The organism is Streptomyces sp. 8N616 (genome assembly GCF_052246385.1).
Taxonomy (GTDB): domain Bacteria; phylum Actinomycetota; class Actinomycetes; order Streptomycetales; family Streptomycetaceae; genus Streptomyces.
In genome coordinates this window covers 105,072-122,714 of the sequence record NZ_JBQQBY010000025.1, presented here as the reverse complement: position 1 = coordinate 122,714, position 17,643 = coordinate 105,072, and the positions used below count along the sequence as shown (strand labels likewise).

General features: G+C 66.6%; 14 protein-coding genes and 5 pseudogenes. 10 read left to right on the top strand and 9 right to left on the bottom strand.

What is annotated here, in order from left to right; translation table 11 throughout:
* Positions 1-317: 317 nt before the first annotated feature.
* From ACTWQC_RS23115 to ACTWQC_RS23105, 3 genes and pseudogenes are all read left to right on the top strand, one after another.
* Entirely contained in the window at positions 318-1,061 is a 744-nt protein-coding gene (locus ACTWQC_RS23115) for a class I SAM-dependent methyltransferase (protein ID WP_443317691.1), read from the top strand.
* An 87-nt stretch (positions 1,062-1,148) separates the two neighbouring features.
* Positions 1,149-2,272: pseudogene (locus tag ACTWQC_RS23110) on the top strand (IS630 family transposase).
* 225 nt (positions 2,273-2,497) lie between these two features.
* A pseudogene (locus ACTWQC_RS23105) lies at positions 2,498-3,662 on the top strand (IS110 family transposase).
* Positions 3,663-3,732: 70 nt separating this feature from the next.
* On the opposite strand, the gene ACTWQC_RS23100 reads toward ACTWQC_RS23105, so the two are convergent.
* Positions 3,733-4,155 carry a hypothetical protein gene (locus ACTWQC_RS23100; protein ID WP_443317690.1) on the bottom strand — a complete coding sequence of 141 codons (423 nt, stop codon included), beginning with the start codon at positions 4,153-4,155 and terminating at the stop codon, positions 3,733-3,735.
* Positions 4,156-4,389: 234 nt separating this feature from the next.
* Between ACTWQC_RS23100 and ACTWQC_RS23095 the strand changes: the two are divergent.
* A pseudogene (locus ACTWQC_RS23095) lies at positions 4,390-5,844 on the top strand (NF041680 family putative transposase).
* Here the strand turns inward: ACTWQC_RS23095 and ACTWQC_RS23090 are convergent.
* Both ACTWQC_RS23090 and ACTWQC_RS23085 read right to left on the bottom strand, forming a co-directional pair.
* Positions 5,811-6,026, bottom strand: a complete 216-nt coding sequence (locus ACTWQC_RS23090; protein WP_443317696.1) for a RidA family protein — start codon at positions 6,024-6,026, stop codon at positions 5,811-5,813. The pseudogene ACTWQC_RS23095 and the gene ACTWQC_RS23090 sit on opposite strands and share 34 nt — an antisense overlap.
* Positions 5,930-7,339, bottom strand: coding sequence for a threonine synthase (locus ACTWQC_RS23085; RefSeq protein ID WP_443317689.1), 1,410 nt, complete (start codon positions 7,337-7,339; stop codon positions 5,930-5,932). The genes ACTWQC_RS23090 and ACTWQC_RS23085 overlap by 97 nt, the downstream gene beginning before the upstream one ends.
* Positions 7,340-7,693: 354 nt before the next feature.
* Between ACTWQC_RS23085 and ACTWQC_RS23080 the strand changes: the two genes are divergently transcribed.
* From ACTWQC_RS23080 to ACTWQC_RS23070, 3 genes are all read left to right on the top strand, one after another.
* Complete coding sequence (locus ACTWQC_RS23080; RefSeq protein ID WP_443317688.1) at positions 7,694-8,395, top strand: helix-turn-helix transcriptional regulator; 702 nt, start codon at positions 7,694-7,696, stop codon at positions 8,393-8,395.
* A 567-nt stretch (positions 8,396-8,962) separates the two neighbouring features.
* Positions 8,963-9,469 carry a hypothetical protein gene (locus ACTWQC_RS23075; protein ID WP_443317687.1) on the top strand — a complete coding sequence of 169 codons (507 nt, stop codon included), beginning with the start codon at positions 8,963-8,965 and terminating at the stop codon, positions 9,467-9,469.
* A 12-nt stretch (positions 9,470-9,481) separates the two neighbouring features.
* Positions 9,482-10,108 carry an RBBP9/YdeN family alpha/beta hydrolase gene (locus ACTWQC_RS23070; protein WP_443317686.1) on the top strand — a complete coding sequence of 209 codons (627 nt, stop codon included), beginning with the start codon at positions 9,482-9,484 and terminating at the stop codon, positions 10,106-10,108.
* 56 nt (positions 10,109-10,164) lie between these two features.
* On the opposite strand, the gene ACTWQC_RS23065 is transcribed toward ACTWQC_RS23070, so the two are convergent.
* Positions 10,165-10,419: a GNAT family N-acetyltransferase gene (locus ACTWQC_RS23065; RefSeq protein WP_443317685.1), complete on the bottom strand. Its 255-nt coding sequence runs from the start codon at positions 10,417-10,419 to the stop codon at positions 10,165-10,167.
* Entirely contained in the window at positions 10,365-10,718 is a 354-nt protein-coding gene (locus tag ACTWQC_RS23060) for a hypothetical protein (protein ID WP_443317697.1), read from the bottom strand. Before ACTWQC_RS23060 ends, ACTWQC_RS23065 begins: the two co-directional genes overlap by 55 nt.
* 204 nt (positions 10,719-10,922) lie before the next feature.
* On the opposite strand from ACTWQC_RS23060, the pseudogene ACTWQC_RS23055 reads away from it, so the two are divergent.
* Positions 10,923-12,199, top strand: a pseudogene (locus ACTWQC_RS23055) (aminotransferase class I/II-fold pyridoxal phosphate-dependent enzyme).
* A gap of 297 nt (positions 12,200-12,496) precedes the next feature.
* Here the strand turns inward: ACTWQC_RS23055 and ACTWQC_RS23050 are convergent.
* Positions 12,497-13,573: a protein kinase family protein gene (locus ACTWQC_RS23050; protein ID WP_443317695.1), complete on the bottom strand. Its 1,077-nt coding sequence runs from the start codon at positions 13,571-13,573 to the stop codon at positions 12,497-12,499.
* A 136-nt stretch (positions 13,574-13,709) separates the two neighbouring features.
* On the opposite strand from ACTWQC_RS23050, the pseudogene ACTWQC_RS23045 reads away from it, so the two are divergent.
* Positions 13,710-13,910: pseudogene (locus ACTWQC_RS23045) on the top strand (IS982 family transposase); the annotation flags it as partial.
* A 142-nt stretch (positions 13,911-14,052) separates the two neighbouring features.
* Here the strand turns inward: ACTWQC_RS23045 and ACTWQC_RS23040 are convergent.
* The 3 genes from ACTWQC_RS23040 to ACTWQC_RS23030 all read right to left on the bottom strand — a co-directional run bounded on the left by ACTWQC_RS23040 (position 14,053) and on the right by ACTWQC_RS23030 (position 15,778).
* A complete protein-coding gene (locus ACTWQC_RS23040; protein WP_443317684.1) occupies positions 14,053-14,688 on the bottom strand; it encodes a maleylpyruvate isomerase N-terminal domain-containing protein in 636 nt (211 codons plus the stop codon).
* Positions 14,685-15,002: a hypothetical protein gene (locus ACTWQC_RS23035; RefSeq protein ID WP_443317683.1), complete on the bottom strand. Its 318-nt coding sequence runs from the start codon at positions 15,000-15,002 to the stop codon at positions 14,685-14,687. Before ACTWQC_RS23035 ends, ACTWQC_RS23040 begins: the two co-directional genes overlap by 4 nt.
* Before the next feature lie 263 nt (positions 15,003-15,265).
* The gene (locus ACTWQC_RS23030) at positions 15,266-15,778 is read right to left on the bottom strand and encodes a GNAT family N-acetyltransferase (RefSeq protein ID WP_443317682.1); all 513 of its coding nucleotides are present in this window, start codon (positions 15,776-15,778) and stop codon (positions 15,266-15,268) included.
* 75 nt (positions 15,779-15,853) lie between these two features.
* On the opposite strand from ACTWQC_RS23030, the gene ACTWQC_RS23025 reads away from it, so the two are divergent.
* Positions 15,854-16,276, top strand: coding sequence for a hypothetical protein (locus ACTWQC_RS23025; RefSeq protein WP_443317681.1), 423 nt, complete (start codon positions 15,854-15,856; stop codon positions 16,274-16,276).
* The last annotated feature ends 1,367 nt before the right edge of the window (positions 16,277-17,643 follow it).

The window sequence follows — 17,643 nt, the reverse complement described above, 5'->3', positions numbered from 1 at the left end:
GGGACAACGAGGGCCTCCTGTGGACCGGTGAGAGATGTCGCAATCCACACCGAAACCAGAAGGCCCTCGCCCCATTCAAGGACCACTCAAGGCGTGTCGTCTGTCACCAACGTCCCCGGACAACACACCTAGTGCCGCATCAGGCAACGTTTGCCCCTTGGACTTGACGATGACAGGGGCTGCCGGTTGGGGCTAATTCGGCACCCCGAGCGCTCGTGCCCGAGATCGCCAGCACACCGGCACCGGGGAGAAGGGATCCATGGTGCAGGACCGAAAATCTGTCGACATCGCTGCTCGCTCTGGGGATCGTGGACGGCATGCGACAGGAGGAGATCTGGGGCGTGGAAGCTGCCCAGAGCTATGACACGCCCGGAACCGGCATGTTCGCGCCAGAGGTTCTGGAACCGGCTTTGGACCGCCTCACCGAACTGGCAGACGGGGGACGAGCACTCGAGTTCGCTGTCGGAACCGGCCGCCTGGCCGTCCCGCTCGCGCAGCGAGGAGTGCCGGTCGCCGGCATTGAGATGTCGCAGCCGATGATCGACCAACTGCGCGCGAAAGCGGATGACGCGACGATCCCGGTCGTCGTCGGCGACATGGCGACTGCCAGCGCCCCAGGCACGTTCCAGCTCGTCTATCTCGTCTACAACACGATCTCCAACCTGCTCACCCAGGCCCAGCAGGTCGCGTGCTTCCGCAACGCTGCCCGCCACCTCGCACCGGGCGGACGGTTCGCCATCGAGCTGTGGGTCCCCGAGGTCCGCAAACTTCCACCCGGTCAGCAGGCCGTGGTCTGGCAATCCGAGGCCGACTACATCGGCCTGGACACCTACGACGTCCTGCGCCAACAAGTCGTCTCCCACCACTTCTGGTTCGATGACGGCGGGCAGGCACGGGTGTTTCGCAGCCCGCACCGCTACATCTGGCCTGCCGAGCTCGATCTCATGGACCAGCTGGCCGGATTTGAGCTGGAGTCCAGGCAAGCCGACTGGCAAGGTGCCGAATTCACCGCCGAGTCGCGCTCCCACGTGTCCGTCTACCGACTCCCTCACGGTGAGTAGTGCCGGGTCAGAGAGGCTTTGCTCGTGGTGACGTGACGCGCTGTTCGGATGCTGGTCCGGACGGCGCGGTCTCGTCAGGCTGTCTGGGTGGCAGAACGAGTACGGGTTCGCGAGATCGATGACGACGAGGGGCAGCGCCTGTTGCGGATCGTCCGCAGAGGCAGCGGGTCGGTGGTGACCTGGCGGCGCGCGCAGATGGTGCTGCTGTCCGCACAGGGCATGCCCGTGGCGAAGATCGCCGAGGTGACGTTCACCAGCGCGGACCGGGTCCGGGACATGATCCACAACTTCAACGCCGACGGCTTCGACTCCTATACCCGAAGTACAAGGGCAGCCGACCCAGGATGTTCACCCTGCCCGAGCGGCGCGAGATCAAGAAGATCGCCAAGTCCCGGCCGGCCGAGCGCGGTCTGCCGTTTTCGACCTGGAGCCTGGCCAAGCTGGCCGACTTCCTGGTCGCCGAGGGGGTGTTCGACGACATCAGCCACGAGGGCGTTTCAACGCATAAAGACCTGGAAGACCTCCCGGGATCCCGACTACGCCGCCAAGAAGGCCCGTGTCGAGCACCTGTACGCCATCGCCGACGGCGAGGTGATACCCGAGGACGGCGAGCCTGACGTCGTCTTCTGCCTGGATGAGTTCGGCCCGCTCAACCTCCAGCCCCACCCGGGGCGGCAGTGGGCCGAGCGCGGCGGGAAGCACAAGGACCCCGACCGGGAGCCCAGGCCCCGCCGGCGGGCGACCTACACCCACCCGCACGGGGTCAGGCATCTATTCGCCGCCTACGACCTGGGCAAGGGCAGGCTCTACGGCCACATCAAGCCGAAGAAGAACCGGACGAGGTTCCTGCAGTTCTTGCCGCTACCTGCACAGTCTCTACCCGCCGGAGATCCGGATCGCGATCGTGCTCGACAACTTCTCCCCGCACCTGACCACGAAGAAGGACACCCGGGTCGGCGACTGGGCCGCAGGCAACAACGTCGAGCTCGCCTACACCCCGACGAACATCTCGTGGCTGAACCGCATCGAGGCCCAGTTCACTGCCCGTGCGCTACTTCGCGCTGGACGGCACCGACCACGCCAGCCACAAGGAGCAGGGCAGCATGATCCGCCGCTACATCATCTGGCGGAACAAGCACGCCGCCGACGAACGGCTACGCGGCGTGGTCGACAGGGTCACGTTGCCTGATGCGGCACTAGCGTGGGTCTGAGGCTGTCATTCGTAAGATCGTCGGGCCCAGGGGCTCTGGGTATGGCTGTCAGCTTGTCGCCGTCGATGGCTCAAATGACTTGGCCGCCCGGAGCCCCGCGACGGCTCGACCGCTCTTTGGGATACGCGACTCGATCGCTGTGTAGGACAACGTCGGCGAGGTCGTCTCCGCGACTGCTGCGACGACGAGCTGACGGAGGTGACCGTGCCCGAGATCTAGGCCGGGGTGGACATCGGCAAGGACACCACCACTGCGTGGTGATCGACGCCCACGGCCAGCGCCTGCGGTCGCGCCGGGTGCTCAACGACGAGAACGCGTTGCTGGAGCTGATCGGCGACGTACTCGCGCTCTCCGAGGACACGATGCGGGCGGTCGACATCAACCACGGCGGTGCCGCCCTGCTCATCGGCCTGTTGCTTGGCCACGGCCAGCCGATGGTCTACCTCACCGGCCTCGCCGTCCACCAGGCATCGGCCGCGTACCGGGACAGGGCAAATCGGACGCCAAAGACGCGTTCGTCATCGCCGACCAGGCCCGTATGCGCAAGGACCTCGGCGTGCTCGGGCCCGGTGACGAGATAGCCGTCGACCTCAAGATCCTGGTCAGGCGCCGCACTGACCTCGTCAACGACCGCACCCGCCAAATCAACCGGCTCCGGGAACAACTCCTGGAAATCTGCCCGGTCTTGGAGCGCGCGCTGAGCCTGACCAACAAGGGGCCGGTCCTGCTGCTGACCGGTTACCAGACGCCGGCCGCCATCCGCCGGAGCGGTGCCAAGCGCATCGAGACCTGGCTGAAGAACCGCAAGGTCAAAGGCGCCGCCACGCTCGCCCAGGCCGCCGTCGAGGCGGCCCAGGCCCAGCACACCGCGCTGCCGGCGAGAAGTTGGCCACCACGATGGTGGCCCGCCTCGCAAAGGGGGTGATGGCCCTCGAAGAGGAGATCGCCGAGCTCGACGCCCTCATCGAGGCCCGCTGTCACGAACACCCGCACGCCGAGGTGATCCGAAGCCTGCCCGGCATGGGCGCCATGCTCGGAGCCACATTCATCGCCGCCACAGGGGGCGACATGGAAGCCTTCGGCACCGCCGACCGGCTGGCGGCGTTCGCCGGCCTGTCACCCGTGCCGCGCGACTCCGGCCGCGTCAGCGGCAACATGCGCCGACCCCGCCGCTACCACCGGCCTCCTGCGAGCCTTCTACCTCTCCTCCATGGCCAGCCTACGGACCTGCTCGGCCTCACGCCTTTACTACGAACGCAAACGCGCCGAGGGCAAGGGGCACAAGCAGGCCGTGCTGTCTCTCGCCCGCCGTAGAGCCAGCGTTCTGTGGGCCATGATCCGCGACGGAGCGTGCTATCAAGCTGCACCACCAGTCACGGTCGCCGCTTGACTTCCTGATTGGGAAGTCTCACCTCGGCCCAGACTCGCTCAATCAGCATCTCGGAACGTCTGCTGGCAGTTCAACGGATCAATGGCGAAGCATGGGATACGAACGCTTCAATTGCGTGCCTCGCCTGGGCGTCTAGTGCGTCCCGCTCCGCCCGGTGCTGCGCAGTCGACACGTCCCGCGTGCACTGATAGGCCCGCTCGGCCGCGAGGATCACTTCCCGGTCATCAGTGAGCAACTTGACTCGATAGAGCACTTGCCGTGTCACTGTTCGGAGGCGGTGTGCTTCATCACGTGCCGTGATGAAGGCATCTCCGTCAGGGTCCTGCTGCTTGCGGTACCAGCGGTCTGCCTGGCCATGGCGGTAGTCCTCTACTGCTGCGGCGAACGAACTGTACGTGGCTATGCGCTCCTGCCGGAGCGCTTCGGACCGCGCGAACAGCTCACTGCGTTTGGACGCGAGGCGCTGGAAGATGTGCGTGATCACGGCCCCCATGAGCGTGCCTCCAACCGCTACGGCACTTGTCCATATAGCTTCCACGGCATCAGCTGATCACAAAGGATGCTGGTGCGTTGTCAGCCCCGCGGGTCGAATAGTCCGTCGAACTTGATCACTCGGGGTGGGAACTGCCAGACATGGAGGCGGCCTTCGCTTGATCCTGTGCTCCGCCACAGAGGCACCGGATCAAGACGAAGGCCGGGGGATCAGTTTGCTGCACTACGACGCCCAGTGGGACCGTTCGGGCTGCTGTCACACTTCCGGACGGAGCTGTACGCGTGCCTGACAGCGCGGGCGGACGCGCTGTTCGAGCTCACGGACGCGATGCTGTGCCAGGACGGGCCGGTGAAAAACGATGGCCGGCCTGGCGCTCGTCCCAGAACACCGTCGTGGGCACGGCGCGCTGTATGCGGGGCTGAACCATGGTCGGCTGGACGTCGGCCGGCTGCGGCGGGCCCTGGTCTCCGTTCCGCTGCCGAAGGCGGCCGACGGCCGCCTGGTCCTCGCGGTCGACGTGTCACCGTGGCTCCGCCCGGACGCGGACACCGCCCTGGACCGGTCCTTTTGCCACACCTACGGCTACGGCGACAACAAGCACCTGATGCTCCCGGGCTGGCCCTACTCGATCGTGGCGGCCCTGGAGACCGGACGGACCTCATGGACCGCAATCCTGGACGCCGTCGTCTGGCGCCCGGCGCCGACGTCGCGGCCGTCACCACCGTCCAGATCCGGGAGGTTGTCGAGCGTGTGTTATCGCGGCGGGCCGGTGGCAGGACGGCGATCCGGACATCCTGATCGTGGTCGCTGGCTACGACGCCCCTCGACCGGCTCACCTGTTGGCCGACCTGCCCATCGAGATCCTGGGCCGGACGCGGTCCGACCGGGTGATGCGCCCCCCCGGGTCTACGACCCCAAGGGCGGTCGGCCGCCCAAGCACGGTAGCGAATTCGTCTTCGGCCAGCCGGACACCTGGGGCGACGAGCACGTGGTGACCAACAGCGAGACCCGGCTCTGCGGGAAGGCGACGGCTCGGGCCTGGGACCGGCTCCATCCACGGCTCACCCGCCGGGCCGCATGGCTCGATCACACCACCGAGCTGCCCATCATCGAGGGCACCGTGATCCGCCTCCAGGTCGCCCACCTGCCCTCCGGAACCGACCCGAAGCCGATCTGGCTGTGGCGGTCCAAGACCGGCGCCACCGCGGCCGACGTCGACCGTTGCTGGCAGGTGTTCCTCCGACGCTTCGACGTCGAGCACACCTTCCGCATGATGAAGCAGACACTCGGCTGGCCCGCCCCCAGACTCCGCAGCCCCGAGGCCGCCGACCGGTGGACCTGGCTCGTCATCGCCACCCACACCCAGCTCCGGCTCGCCCGGCCGCTCGTCCAGGACCTGCGGCACCCCTGGGAGAAACCGGCATCGCCCGAACGCCTCACACCGGCCCGGTCCGGCGGGGGTTCAGAAACCTCCGTTCGACGGCCGCCTCACCAGCGGGTGTACCCAAACCCTGCCGTCCCGGCCCTGGCCGGCCGCCGGGCTCGAAGAACCGGCACCCGGCCACCCGCCACGACGTGGGCAGAGTCCTCGCCACCGGCCAGCCCTACCAACGGCCCACCCACCACAAGGTCGGCACCAAACCCCGGCGGACCAGTCAAAAGACAAGCTCAGCGAAGAAGTCAGTGTAGGTGGAATCGAACTGGTGCCGGTCGGCGATGTCGTGGAGATAGACGTTGATCTTCACGACATCAGTGGGGGATGCGCCGTTGAGTTCTAGGAAGGCCCGCAGGTTGGCGAGGGCTTGATGGGTTTCGGAAGCGATGTCGCCGTCCAGTTCACCGTGCGCGTCGACGCCGAGTTGGCCGGAGATGAATAGCAGGTCGCCGGCTCGTCGCGCTGGCGTGTACGGGTGCATGGTTTCGGAGTAGCGAGCTGGTTCGGCAGGCGTGCCGGGCATGCGGATTCCCCTGGTGGTCGGTTGGTGGTCGGTGATGGGTCAGACCGGCTGGTCGGCAGGAGGCTTGGATTTGAGTCCGCTTCCGCACAGCGGCACGACCGCATGCGGCCCCGGCCCGGTTGGGACGAGGGCTCGACCAGGCCGGCACGCAGGGCTGCCCAGCAAACCGCGGAGGTTGGCTCGACGTAGAGCCCTGCCCGGGCCAGAGCAGCGTGGGCGGCGCGGATTTGATCATCGGTGACGGTGACGATCGTGCCGCCGGTGTCGCGGACAGCCGCGAGGATCTGTGCGCCGCGGGCAGGGCGGGCGATGGCGATGCCCTCGGCGATGGTCTGGCCGCCGGCGACCTCGACGCCAGTGGTGAGGCCCCTGCCGATCGCCTTGGCGAGGGGGGCACAGCCGGCGGCTTGCACCGCGACGATCCTTGGTAGCCGGTCGATCAGGCGCTGCTCCAAGAGTTCCCGGCAGCCCAGATGGGCGCCGAGCACGAGCGTGCCGTTGCCGACGGGGAGCACCAGGGTGTCGGGGAGCCAGCCGCCGAGTTGTTCCCACAGCTCAAGGACGTAGGTCTTGGTGCCGTGCAGGAAGAACGGGTTGTAGACATGGCTGGCGTAGAAGACATCCGGTTCGTCGGCCGCCCGCGTCGCCGCGGCGGCGGTGTCCTCACGTGAACCCTCGACTTGGTGGACGGTGGCACCGTAGGCCCGCAGTTGCGCGATCTTTCCCGCGGAGGTCGCCGCGGGTACGTAGATCTCGCAGGCGGTCTCGGCGCGGGCGGCGTAGGCGGCGATGGCGGTGCCCGCGTTCCCGCTGCTGTCGGCCACCATCCGAGACACCTTGAGCTGCTGGGCCAGCGCCGCCAGCACGACCGCTCCGCGGTCCTTGAATGAGCCGGTCGGCATGAGGTAGTCGACCTTGAGCATGATGTCGAGTCGTCCGGGGGCGGGCGCCAACGGGGTCATGCCTTCCCCCAACATGATGCCGGTGGGTTCAGCGACGGGCAACGACTCGGCGTAGCGCCACAGCGTCGGCCCCCGTCCAACGAGGGTGTAGGCGTCGGGCATCACGGAGGTGAAGCCGGCCAGGTCCAGCACGCCCTGGCAGTTGGTACAGCGCCAGGCGAGCTCCTCGAGGGCGTGAGAGCGACCGCAGGCGGTGCATCGGAGCGCCAGGGTGTCGAGCGGGGCGGTCGTCGTGATGTTGGAAACGGTCATGTTCTTCTCCATCAGCGATGTCGAAGGGCCTGATCGGAAGCTGGGTCGGTGACACCGCCGGATGCGCGCCCGCCACAGGGGCCACAGTGGCCTGCGCTCACCAGTGCCAAGAGCGGATCCAGCGCACGGGACGTGCGCCATCAGCGACGTCGGCCCGGCGCCGGGCGACGTTCCGTCACCACATCACCGTCAAGGGGTCTGACATCCCCTCACCCCTGATCGGCCTCGGGCACGAGTTGGGCGTTCAGAACTCCCGTCCCGATCAAGACAGAGTGTCCAAACCCTCAGACAATAGTCAAGACTTGAAGTCCAGCTATCTGGACAACTAGTCTGAGTCGGGTCCGCACAGGCCTGGAGGTGGCGGTGATGGCGCGGAAGAAAGACCCCGAGCGCGGTGGTGGTTCTGCCGATCAGCTGCTCGATGCACTGAAGCCGGTCATCGAGGGCCTCGTCGCGACCTTCGGATCCAACTGCGAGATCGTCCTGCACGACTATCGGCGACCGGAAACCAGCGTCGTGGCGATTGCGGGCTCGGTCACGTCCCGGCATGTCGGCGGCGCAATGAGCGAGATCGGCCTGGAACTGCTCGCACAGGGGGACGCCGCCGAGGACAAGCTCAACTACATCACCCGCACTGCAGAGGGGCGGACCATTAAGAGCTCCACGATGCTCTTGCGGCACTCCGGTCGCGTCGTCGGCGCCCTGTGCGTGAATCTCGACATCACTGAGCTGCGCCTGGCCATCGCGACGATGACTGATCTCATCGGGGAACCGGAGACAACAGCAACGACGACCACGCTGTTCTCCAACGACATTCGCGACGTGATCGTGACGGTGATCGGCCAGGAAGAGGAACGGCTGGGACGCCCTCTTGCCCATGACACCCGGCAGGGACGCCTCGAAGTCGTCAAAGCATTGGAGAGCCGCGGAGTGTTCCGAATGCCTCGAGCGGCGAACGTGGTCGCTGAACACCTCGGCGTGTCCCGTGCCACCGTCTACGCGGACCTCAACATCATCAGAGGCTTTCCTGCCCAGGAAGACGCGAGCCACCGCGGGCGGAACGCATAGCGGATCCGACTCCGCCCGACCACGAACTGCCGTCTCGTTGAAGTCGACCGAAGACGGCGAACTACTCCCCGCCCGGCATCCCTGACGGCGCGCCGGAGCACCGTCATCCAGGGAAGGAACGGAGGAACAGCCAGTGCCCACCACCCCTGAAACCTACGAGCTGCTGCTGTCGGTCGAGCCGGTCAACACTCCGCAGGACCGCGTCGAGAACGAGGTCGGCGACCTCGCGTGGCTCCTCGACTTGGCCTGACGAGTTGATCACCCGACGATGACTGCCCTTGCAGACCTCGTCGCTCCCCACGGCGTTGAGAACTTCCTCAACGCCGTGTGGGGGGCGAAAAATGGAAGTCTTCCACGGCACCCGGGCCGCTTTACGCATCTACTGCCCTGGTCCGCCTCAACGAGATCCTCCGTCGGCACCGGCTCGAGGCTCCCCGCCTCCGGTCGGCTCAGGCGGGGAAGCTGATTCCCCCGGAGCGCTACGGGTTGCTTCCTGGTACGGGGCACTCTCACTTCCGGCTCCGCCACAGCGATCTGAACCAGTGCCTCAAGGACGGTGCCACCTTGGTGCTTGACGCGATCGACGAACTGCTCGCCTCGATCGACCAGCAGCTGATCGAATTGCTCGTCCACGAACTCGATTCACCCGCAGCCCTCACGCGCTTCCGGGCTTTCCGCGACGCGCAGGCACCCTCTCGCGGCCACCCCTCCCTTCCCTGGTCCGAGGCCGACGCTGAACTTCCCGCCGAAACCGATCTCCGGCTGCGGTGGCTCGCATCCCGTGCTCTCCTGAACGACCGCGGCCATGCGGCCCAAAACACCGCAAACGGGCAGATCTACACCTTCGCTTCTTCGGCGCAGCCCATCCTGTGTGCGCTGCTCGGCGGCGCGCCCCCACCCTCAGCGAACTCGCTTCCGCCCCAGGCAACACCCGCGAGCCAGCAACGATCCGCACACTCTGCGCCACCCTCATCCGCCAGGGGCTGGTCGCAGCCGAACCGCTGCAGACCTGAGTGGCCACCCTTCATTCACGGCGCCCCCCATTCCCGGCCTCCGGCCGGCCGCTCCCTCTGAATGCGAGGATCCATGACCGAAACCTCGACCGAACGCGGCTTCCTGCTGCTCCACGGATGGCAGAACCACCGACCCGCCGGACACTGGCAGCACTGGCTGGCCGACCGGCTCACCGGCCTCGGGCACGCGGTCGACTATCCCCAACTACCCGACCCGGAGCACCCCGACCTGGAACGGTGGCTGGCCGAACTGCGCACCCGACTCAGCAGGCTGCACGGACGGGAGCGCATCGTTATCTGCCACAGCCTGGCCTGCGCGCTGTGGCTGCACGCCGTGGCCCGCGATGCCGTGCCGGTGCCTGTCGACCGGGTCCTCCTCGTCGCCCCACCGTCCCCGGGCTTCCTGGAACGGAACGGGGAGGTCGCGGAGTTCACCCCGCCGCCGGTCACCGCCGCTCAGCTCTCTGCCGCCGCCAAATACACCCGGATCGTCGCCGACGACGACGATCCCTGCTGCCCGGAAGGCGCCACGGAGTCCTTCGGCCAGCCGCTCGGTTGCGACGTCAACCTGCTGGCGGGCGCCGGGCACGTGTCCATCCCGGACGGCTACGGGCCCTGGCCGTCAGTGCTGGACTGGTGCCTGGACCCGACGGCGCGCATCGCGGCCGACCACCTGCGGAATGCTGGCCCTGGTTGTTGATTGGCCCGAGCCCCGCAGTTTGTGCCCACGTACGGCTGAACTCGGGCCGCACCGACTTAGAAGATCGGGGAGGGCCGACTCAACCACCAGACGACATCCGTACCGCTCTCAGATGCGGCCAGGAGCAGTTCTCGCGCCGACATGCGTCTGACCTCGGTAAAACCGAGGCGCTTGGGAATAGCGCCGCTTGCAGCATTCGCTGCGTCATGCACGATTTCGACGTATTCGACCTCGGGACACTTGAACGCATCGCTCGTCAAAGCAGCTGTTGTCTTTGTAGCAACCCCTCGCCTTGCGGCGGTTGGATGCAACCGTACCCCGCCTCCCGGCCTTGAGGCTCGGTGGTGCGGATCAGGGAGCAGGCACCAATCGGTACGCCATCGATGCTGACTGAGTAGTTGTATGCCTGACCGCTGGTCCACTCCAGCCCGCAGTTGGCGAGGAAGTCCGCCGCAGCCCGGCGACTGTGGTGGGCAACCCAGGACATCCACGGCCGCAGATGGTCGAGTGATTCCTCGATCAGCCGGAATAGGACCTCGAAGTCCTCCCGTGGCCTCCAGCGACGCGACATGAACTCTCCGCAGTCAATAGTGTGATTGGACTGTTCCACGTGCAACATGGTCCGTGACCGGTGTGGATCACCGCAATGAGGAATCACTCGCTGACGGCGATACCCAACGACACAGCGGCACAGAGGGAGGGGCTATCAGCCGTGTACCAGGTGGCCATCTCCATGGCTGAGGTCATTGCATAACCGCACGGGCATCACGCCCAAGATGAAGCACAGGAAGTCATACATGACAAGGAAGTTCCCATGATTTCAACGGACTTGAGCGCCGACGCCCTGATCGAGCGCCTGGAGGCGGCGCGGCGGGACTACGCCGCACTGGTCGAGCGCGCCCTGTTGCTGGACCTCACCCGCGGCAAGCCGTCCACGCGCCAGGCTCGACTTGTCCGCCGAACTTCTCGCGCTGCCCGGTGACTGCCATGCCACCGCCGACGGCACCGACTGCCGCAACTACGGCGGGTTGCAAGGCCTGCGCGAACTCCGGGAGATCTTCAGCGAGTTCCTCCAAGTGCCAGTTGAGCAGCTGGTGGCCGCCGGCAACTCCAGCCTGGAACTGATGCACGACTGCCTGGTGCACGCGTTGCTCGGCACGCTCCCCGGATCGCGGCTCCGGTGGGCGGACGAGGAGCGGATCGCGTTCGTGTGCCCCGTCCCCGGGTACGACCGGCACTTCGCGCTGTGCGAGCGGTTCGGCATCGAGATGATCCCGGTGCCGATGACGGCCGAGGGCCCCGACATGACGGTCGTGGAGCGTCTGGTGCGCGAGGACGCCGCAGTCAAGGGCATCGTGCGTGCCCAAGTACAGCAACCCCGACGGCACGTGCTACAGCGACGAGACCGTGCGGCGGCTGGCGGCCATGCCCACGGCGGCACCGGACTTCCGGGTCTTCTGGGACAACGCCTACGCGGTGCACCATCTGACCGATGACGAGGTGCACATCGCCGACTTCCTCGCGGCCTGCGCGGACAGCGGCCACCCCGACCGGGCCTTCGTCTTCGGCTCCACCTCGAAGATCACCTTCGCCGGTGCCGGTGTCGCCTTCTTCGGTGCCTCCCCGGCCAACATCACCTGGCTACTCGGCCACAGCGCCAAGCGCTCTATCGGTCCCGACAAGGTCAACCAGCTGCGCCACGCGCTGTTCCTGAGCGATGCCGAGGGCTTGCGCGCGCACATGCGGCGCCACCGCGAGCTGCTGCGGCCGAAGTTCGACGCGGTGCAACGGATCCTCACCGAGGAGCTCGGCGGCACCGGCCTGGCCACCTGGTCCGTCCCCAGGGGCGGCTACTTCATCTGCCTCGACGTCCTCGAGGGGTGCGCCCGCGAGGTGGTGCGCCGGGCGGCCGAGGCCGGGATCGCGCTGACGCCCGCGGGAGCCACTCATCCCCATGGCGACGACCTGCGGGACCGCACCATCCGCATCGCCCCCAGCTACCCGGACCTGACGGAGCTGGAGCAGGCCATCGCCAGCCTGGCCACGTGCGTGCGGCTGGTCGGCTACGAGAGGTTCGGGCAGCGCGCATGACCACCGTCGTTCCGAACTGAGGGGTACGTCTGCCCCGTGGACGGGACGACGGCGCGATGGTCACGGTGCGGGACCGGAGGCGTGCGACCCCAGGCGGCGGAGCGCAAGCCTGGTTCGGGCATGGTCACGGTGGTCACGGATGCGGCAACGGGGCGCCCGAGTGATCCATTGTCCGAGCTGTTGCGCGGGTTTGATGTTGAATGCGCGCGTGGTCGGGCCAGCGTCGTGCCCTGGGGTGCTGCTGGAGGCCGACGTAGGGTGACTGATCCATGTCGAGTGCTGGCCTCCAGGCGTCCGTCAGCAAATGGAGGAGCTGTACATCCCGCCAAGCTGGCGGATCTCCTCCAGCGGGTACGGGGTCTGCCTGCTCTGGCGCTGGAGCTTGCGGTTGAAGTCCGATATCACGGCAGCGATCGGCGCGTGCCGGGCGATGATCGCTGCGGCCTTCTCTGGGATTCCTGTGGGGCGCTTGCCCTCTGCGTATTCGCGCACCAGCGCGTAGCGTCCGTCCCGGTCCTCCCTCTGGTACCCGTACAGAGCGGTGACCAGCCAGTTCACCAGATAGGTGGCGGTGTAACAGCGGTCGTAGGCCTGATGCCGGTCGAAGAAGTCGGCCTCGTCCTGTGACAGCTCGAAGCGGGAGGAGATCGCGAGGCCGTAGTCCGCGAAGTAGAGGCGCCGGCCGTCGGTGAGGATGTTCTCGAAGTGCGCGTCGAAGTGCAGGAGCCCCCGCGCGTTCATGAACGAGGTTCCGGCTTCCAGGTTCTTCTCCACCATGGCGCAGGCCCGGTCGGCGGCCTCGTCGCCTGCTTCGATCTGAGTGCCCAGCCACTGGTGCAGGCTCTGCGGTATGTACTCCAGGAACAGCGCGACGCTCGCCGAGGATTGCTGGAGAGCCTCGATCCGGCGACGCACCTGCGATCCGCCGCCCCAGTAGGCAACAGCCCGTTCGATGTCGGCCAGTTCCTCGGGCAGGGGCGTCGAGTCCGGCAGCACCCTCCAGTGGTACATCAGGGGGAAGCCCTCGTGTTCCGCCGCGAGCACCCAGTTCGCCGTCATGGTGTGCACGGCGAGTTCTCTCCAGGCCCCGAAGCCCGGCCCGCCGATGGTGCCGATGCCGTACTGGCAGAAGACGGGCAGCTCGAACAGGTTCGCCGTGGACCGGACGTGCTCAGGTTGCATCTCCAAGTCGGTGAGGGGCACCCGCTTCACGAAGACCGGGGTTCCGGCGACCTCCAGCAGGGCCGACTTCCCGCCGATGCCGGATCCGATCGGCACGGCCGTGTCCAGGAGCTCGCGCAGGGCGCGATCACTGCACAAGGCCAGGGATGTGGAGACGGCACTATGGGCGGTCAGTCGCGCACCGTGCGACATGTCAGGGCACTTCACTCGGCCTCCACCTTGGTGCCGACCTCGATTCTGCAATGGCTACGCAGTCCCACCGAGCGCAACGACGCGTGGCTCTGCGGTTCGGCCTCCAGAGCGGGCAGAGGGCGTCCAAGATCCGTGTGTGACGACAGACCTGAACACCCTCCTGACCGCACTCTACGTGAAGATCGACGACGAAATTGGAGGAACCCGGCGCCTCGGTAGACCCCCGCTGCTCAGTGACTCCGAACTCGTCTGTCTTGCTGTGGCCCAGGCCCTGCTCGGGTACCACTCGGAGGCCCGGTGGCTGCGCTACGCGAACAAGCACCTGACCGACATGTTCCACGGCTTCGTCGATCCGAGCGTGCCGGTTGTTCCGAATCTCTTCAAGCCGAGGCCGTTCAGTGGGATTCACGATAAGAACGGGGCAGCGAACGCAGGCTTATCTGAACTATGAAGTGATCAGCGTTGTGTGTTGAGGTCGGTCAGATAGCGTTGATCGCCGCGGGTGCTCGCTCCGCGCGGGTCAAAGCTCTTAGCAGCGCGGCTTGGCCGTGCCGTCCAGCGGCGAGTCGGGCCAGTAGCACGAGCACGGGGTCGAAGACGGCGTCCGGGAGATCTTGCGTGGTGACTCCCACGCTGACGGCGAGATCGTCCATGTGCACGGCGACCTCCAACATCCGCGTGACTAGAAAATCGTCAAGACGTAGCGTCCATCCCGTCTGCGGCATGAACACCGCTTGGTCGCCTGAACACCCAGCAAGATTGGTCTGCTGCTCAGCGAGCGCGGTGCGGGCGCGCTCGGCCAACGACAGCGCTCCTTCGGATGCGATGCCCTCGCCCTTCCCTCGGATGCCAGCGTTGACCTCCCCGTCGAGTGGTGCGTCGATCCAGGCTGCTCGCGCGTAATGTTCCAGCAACGGGATCGGTTGCCGTTGCGACTCGGGCTCTTCCAAGGCCGAGCTGACACTGAAGATCTGATAGGCGAGGTGGCCGGCCAGACCGCCGACCGTCATCTTGGCCAGCGCGCTGGGCCGCTCCCATGCCGCGTCAACTTCCGGAGTCCGCAGCAGTGATGCTGCTTGGCTCGCGGCGGCGAGGTAGGCGTCCATGACGCTCATGAAGTCCTCCGTGATCCGAGATCTCCGACATTATGGGCCTTGGGAGGTGCGTGGGTGGCAGCCTGCAGCCCGGCGGTGACGTGACGTCCGACGATGTCGGGGAACGCAGGCATGCCCAGGTTCACGGTCGCCTTGCGGCAGGCGATGAAGTTGTCGAGCTGGGCGAGTTTCTCTTCGGCGCCGGCGAGGCTGACCTGGAGTCCTTCGATTTCGCCGAGCCGATGCGCGCGATGAGGTTGTCGCGGATGTTGACGAGCCGTGCCCGTTGGGTCGGATCGGTCGTAGGAGTGAGCATCTGACACAAGCATGCTCATGGATGCAAGGGGTTCCGAAGGCGCGTGCGCAGGTGCCGATGGACACCTTCCGTTTCTCGAAGTAGGCGAGGAAAGCGTCCCGCTCCTCCTCGGTCGGGGTACTCTTCGCTGGGGCGAGTGGCTCGGCGGCGGGCGATGAACGCCCGGTGGGCCTCGATCGTCTCGGCGGGCTAGACCGCTGATGGTGGAGTCGGGTATTGGAACCGTCTGAATAGGGCGCTTGCGGCAGCCGCGTCCCTGGTGCGGGTGTCGGCTGGTCGCAGTCAACCTGGCTCTTCGGTGAACCGCTTGATCAGGAACCGTGCAGGGGCGGCGACCTCGTGGCGCAGGCCGTGGTCGTCGATGTAGTGGTAGCGGTCGAGGTAGTGGCAGCCGGTTTCCCGGTAACCGAGTCGGAGGTAGAGCGCGGCTGCGCGGTGGTTCTGGTCGTCCACGCCCAGGCCGATCTGGTCGTGCCCGCTGCGGCGGGCGTGGGATTCCGCTGCGCGGATGATGGCCGTCCCGATGCCCTGGGATCGCAGTTGCGGTGGCCAGACCCCCAGGCCGTTCAGTTCAGGGCATTCGGGGAAGCACTTGTGTACTTCGGGTGCTGTGCACCCTTGCCACAGAATCTGTGCCGACCCGACGGGGATTCCGTTGGACCAGGCGACCAGGAAGGTGCTGAGACCTTGCTGTTGCTTGTCAAACCGCATCGCGTGGCGTCGAGTTTGCCCGGGCGAGGGTATGTGCCTTTCCAGGAGTTCAAGATCTTCTTCCTGGCATTGTCGGATGTCCATGAGCTACTTCCTCATCTGTCGGTGGCTGACATCAGCCGCGTAGGCGGCCCAATCTCCTGCTGATGCCTTCTGCCATTGGACGGCGACCTGAATGTGGACGCCGAGCATCCGCGCGAGGACGGCAGCGGGGAGTTCGGCGGCGAGGGCGAACAGTGCGGTGGAGCGGTCCTGTCGGGGCTGCAGCCCGATCTTCTGCAGGCGAAGGGCGAACTGGTCATCGCCGATGGGCTGGCCTGGGCGGCCGCCGGGAAAGAGCCAGGGCACGTCCTCGGGTGTGCCGATCTTGGCTTTGCCGCGGTGAGTGGCAACGAGTTTGCGGATCAGATCGGCCAGGGGCTCGGGCATGATGACTGGCGAGATGACTGGCGAGGTGCCGAATGTGATCTCGACGTGGCTCTCGCCGAGGTGGACATCGTCGGTGGTGAGTCGACAGATGGTGGCGATCTTCTGGGCATAGAGGACCAGGAGCAGGCCGGCGATGCGGTCTGGTGTGGGTAGCGTGTCGTCGTGGAGGAGGCGCCGGGCGTCTGTCCATCGCTTCTCGCTGTCGATGGTGCTAGTGGGGCCGGTCAGCGGACGATGCCATAGGTCAGTCCCTGGGCATGTCGGTGCTGTACGGACCAGCGGACGAAGTGGCCCGTCTCCTCCCGGTAGCCGGCCTCGGTTTCTGAGCCCCAGGTCTCCAGGTCGCGCTGGGTGCCGGTTCCGAGTGTCCGGCCGTGGCTGGACAGCCAGTCGAGAAAGTTGACCGCGGCGGTGACATGGCAGTCGTCCTTGGGCGGCAGCTTGCGCAGTGCGGCCCGTCGGGAAGTCGGGGTGCGACCGGTCGGCGCCGTCTGCAGCCGACTGGTGCACTCGCTGCCAGCAGCGATGGGCGACCTGCAGCGGCTGCGGAGCCATCGCCCAGACCCGCAGCGGCACCTTCGAGACGCCCTTGTGCACCCGGTGCACCAACCCCGACCCCGACTTCTGGGGTCGGCTCTGAACCGTCGCGGTGATCCAGTTTTCCAGGGCGACGAGACGCTCGTCGCGGGACGGTAGGGCTCCGGTGGCGACCAGGACACTGCGAAGACGCGCGAGTGTCTTGTCCCGCGGGCAGTTCATCGAGAGCCTCACACATTCAGGGCCTGGACGTGAGTGGTGTACTCGTTCCCAAGGCGCCGGCGGAGCCTGCGGAGGTGGTGCCAGCGTGACAGGCCGCTCGTAGCGGCCCAGCTGCTCAGGAGATCTCGAACCGGTCTGCACCGCCACCTGGCAGCTCAGCACCCGCCCCTGCCAGAGATGCGTTTCCGACCGGATCGCCGTCGGCGTCCGGGCATCTGGCGCATCGGGGCTCGCCGTTGGGCGCTGACGCGACCGCGGTCTACCTGGACCGCTCGGGCCAAGTGATTCCCATGGACGTGACTGACGCGACTACGAAAGCGGCATTGGCCTGCAAACCCGTTAGCGGCAGGGACAACCCCCATCGATCCGGCACCGGCGTGGCCGTGTCCGGTCACGGATGGTGGAAGAAGGGGAACTGCAGCAACGACCGTGCCGATGTATGCAACTGCCTCTACGAGTGGTACACCGACAACTCCTGGCGACAGAAGGCGTGTTCGGAGAAGAAGAGGCTCAGGCCTTACGCTGGAAGCGGCGACCGTACGGTGGCACGCAAAAACTGCGACAACACTGCGGTGACGTCCTGGCGAAGCCACGTGGACGTCGATGTGGTCGATGAGGGTGACACCGGCGAGTGGCCGTACCGCCAGGCCGACGTCAGCTGCCGGGTGTACTAGTGCACTAGGAGAAGGCCCGGCGCAGCTGCGAAGCATCCCAGAGAGGGCCCAGCGTGCCGGAGCGCGATGTCACTGCACAGCCAGGCA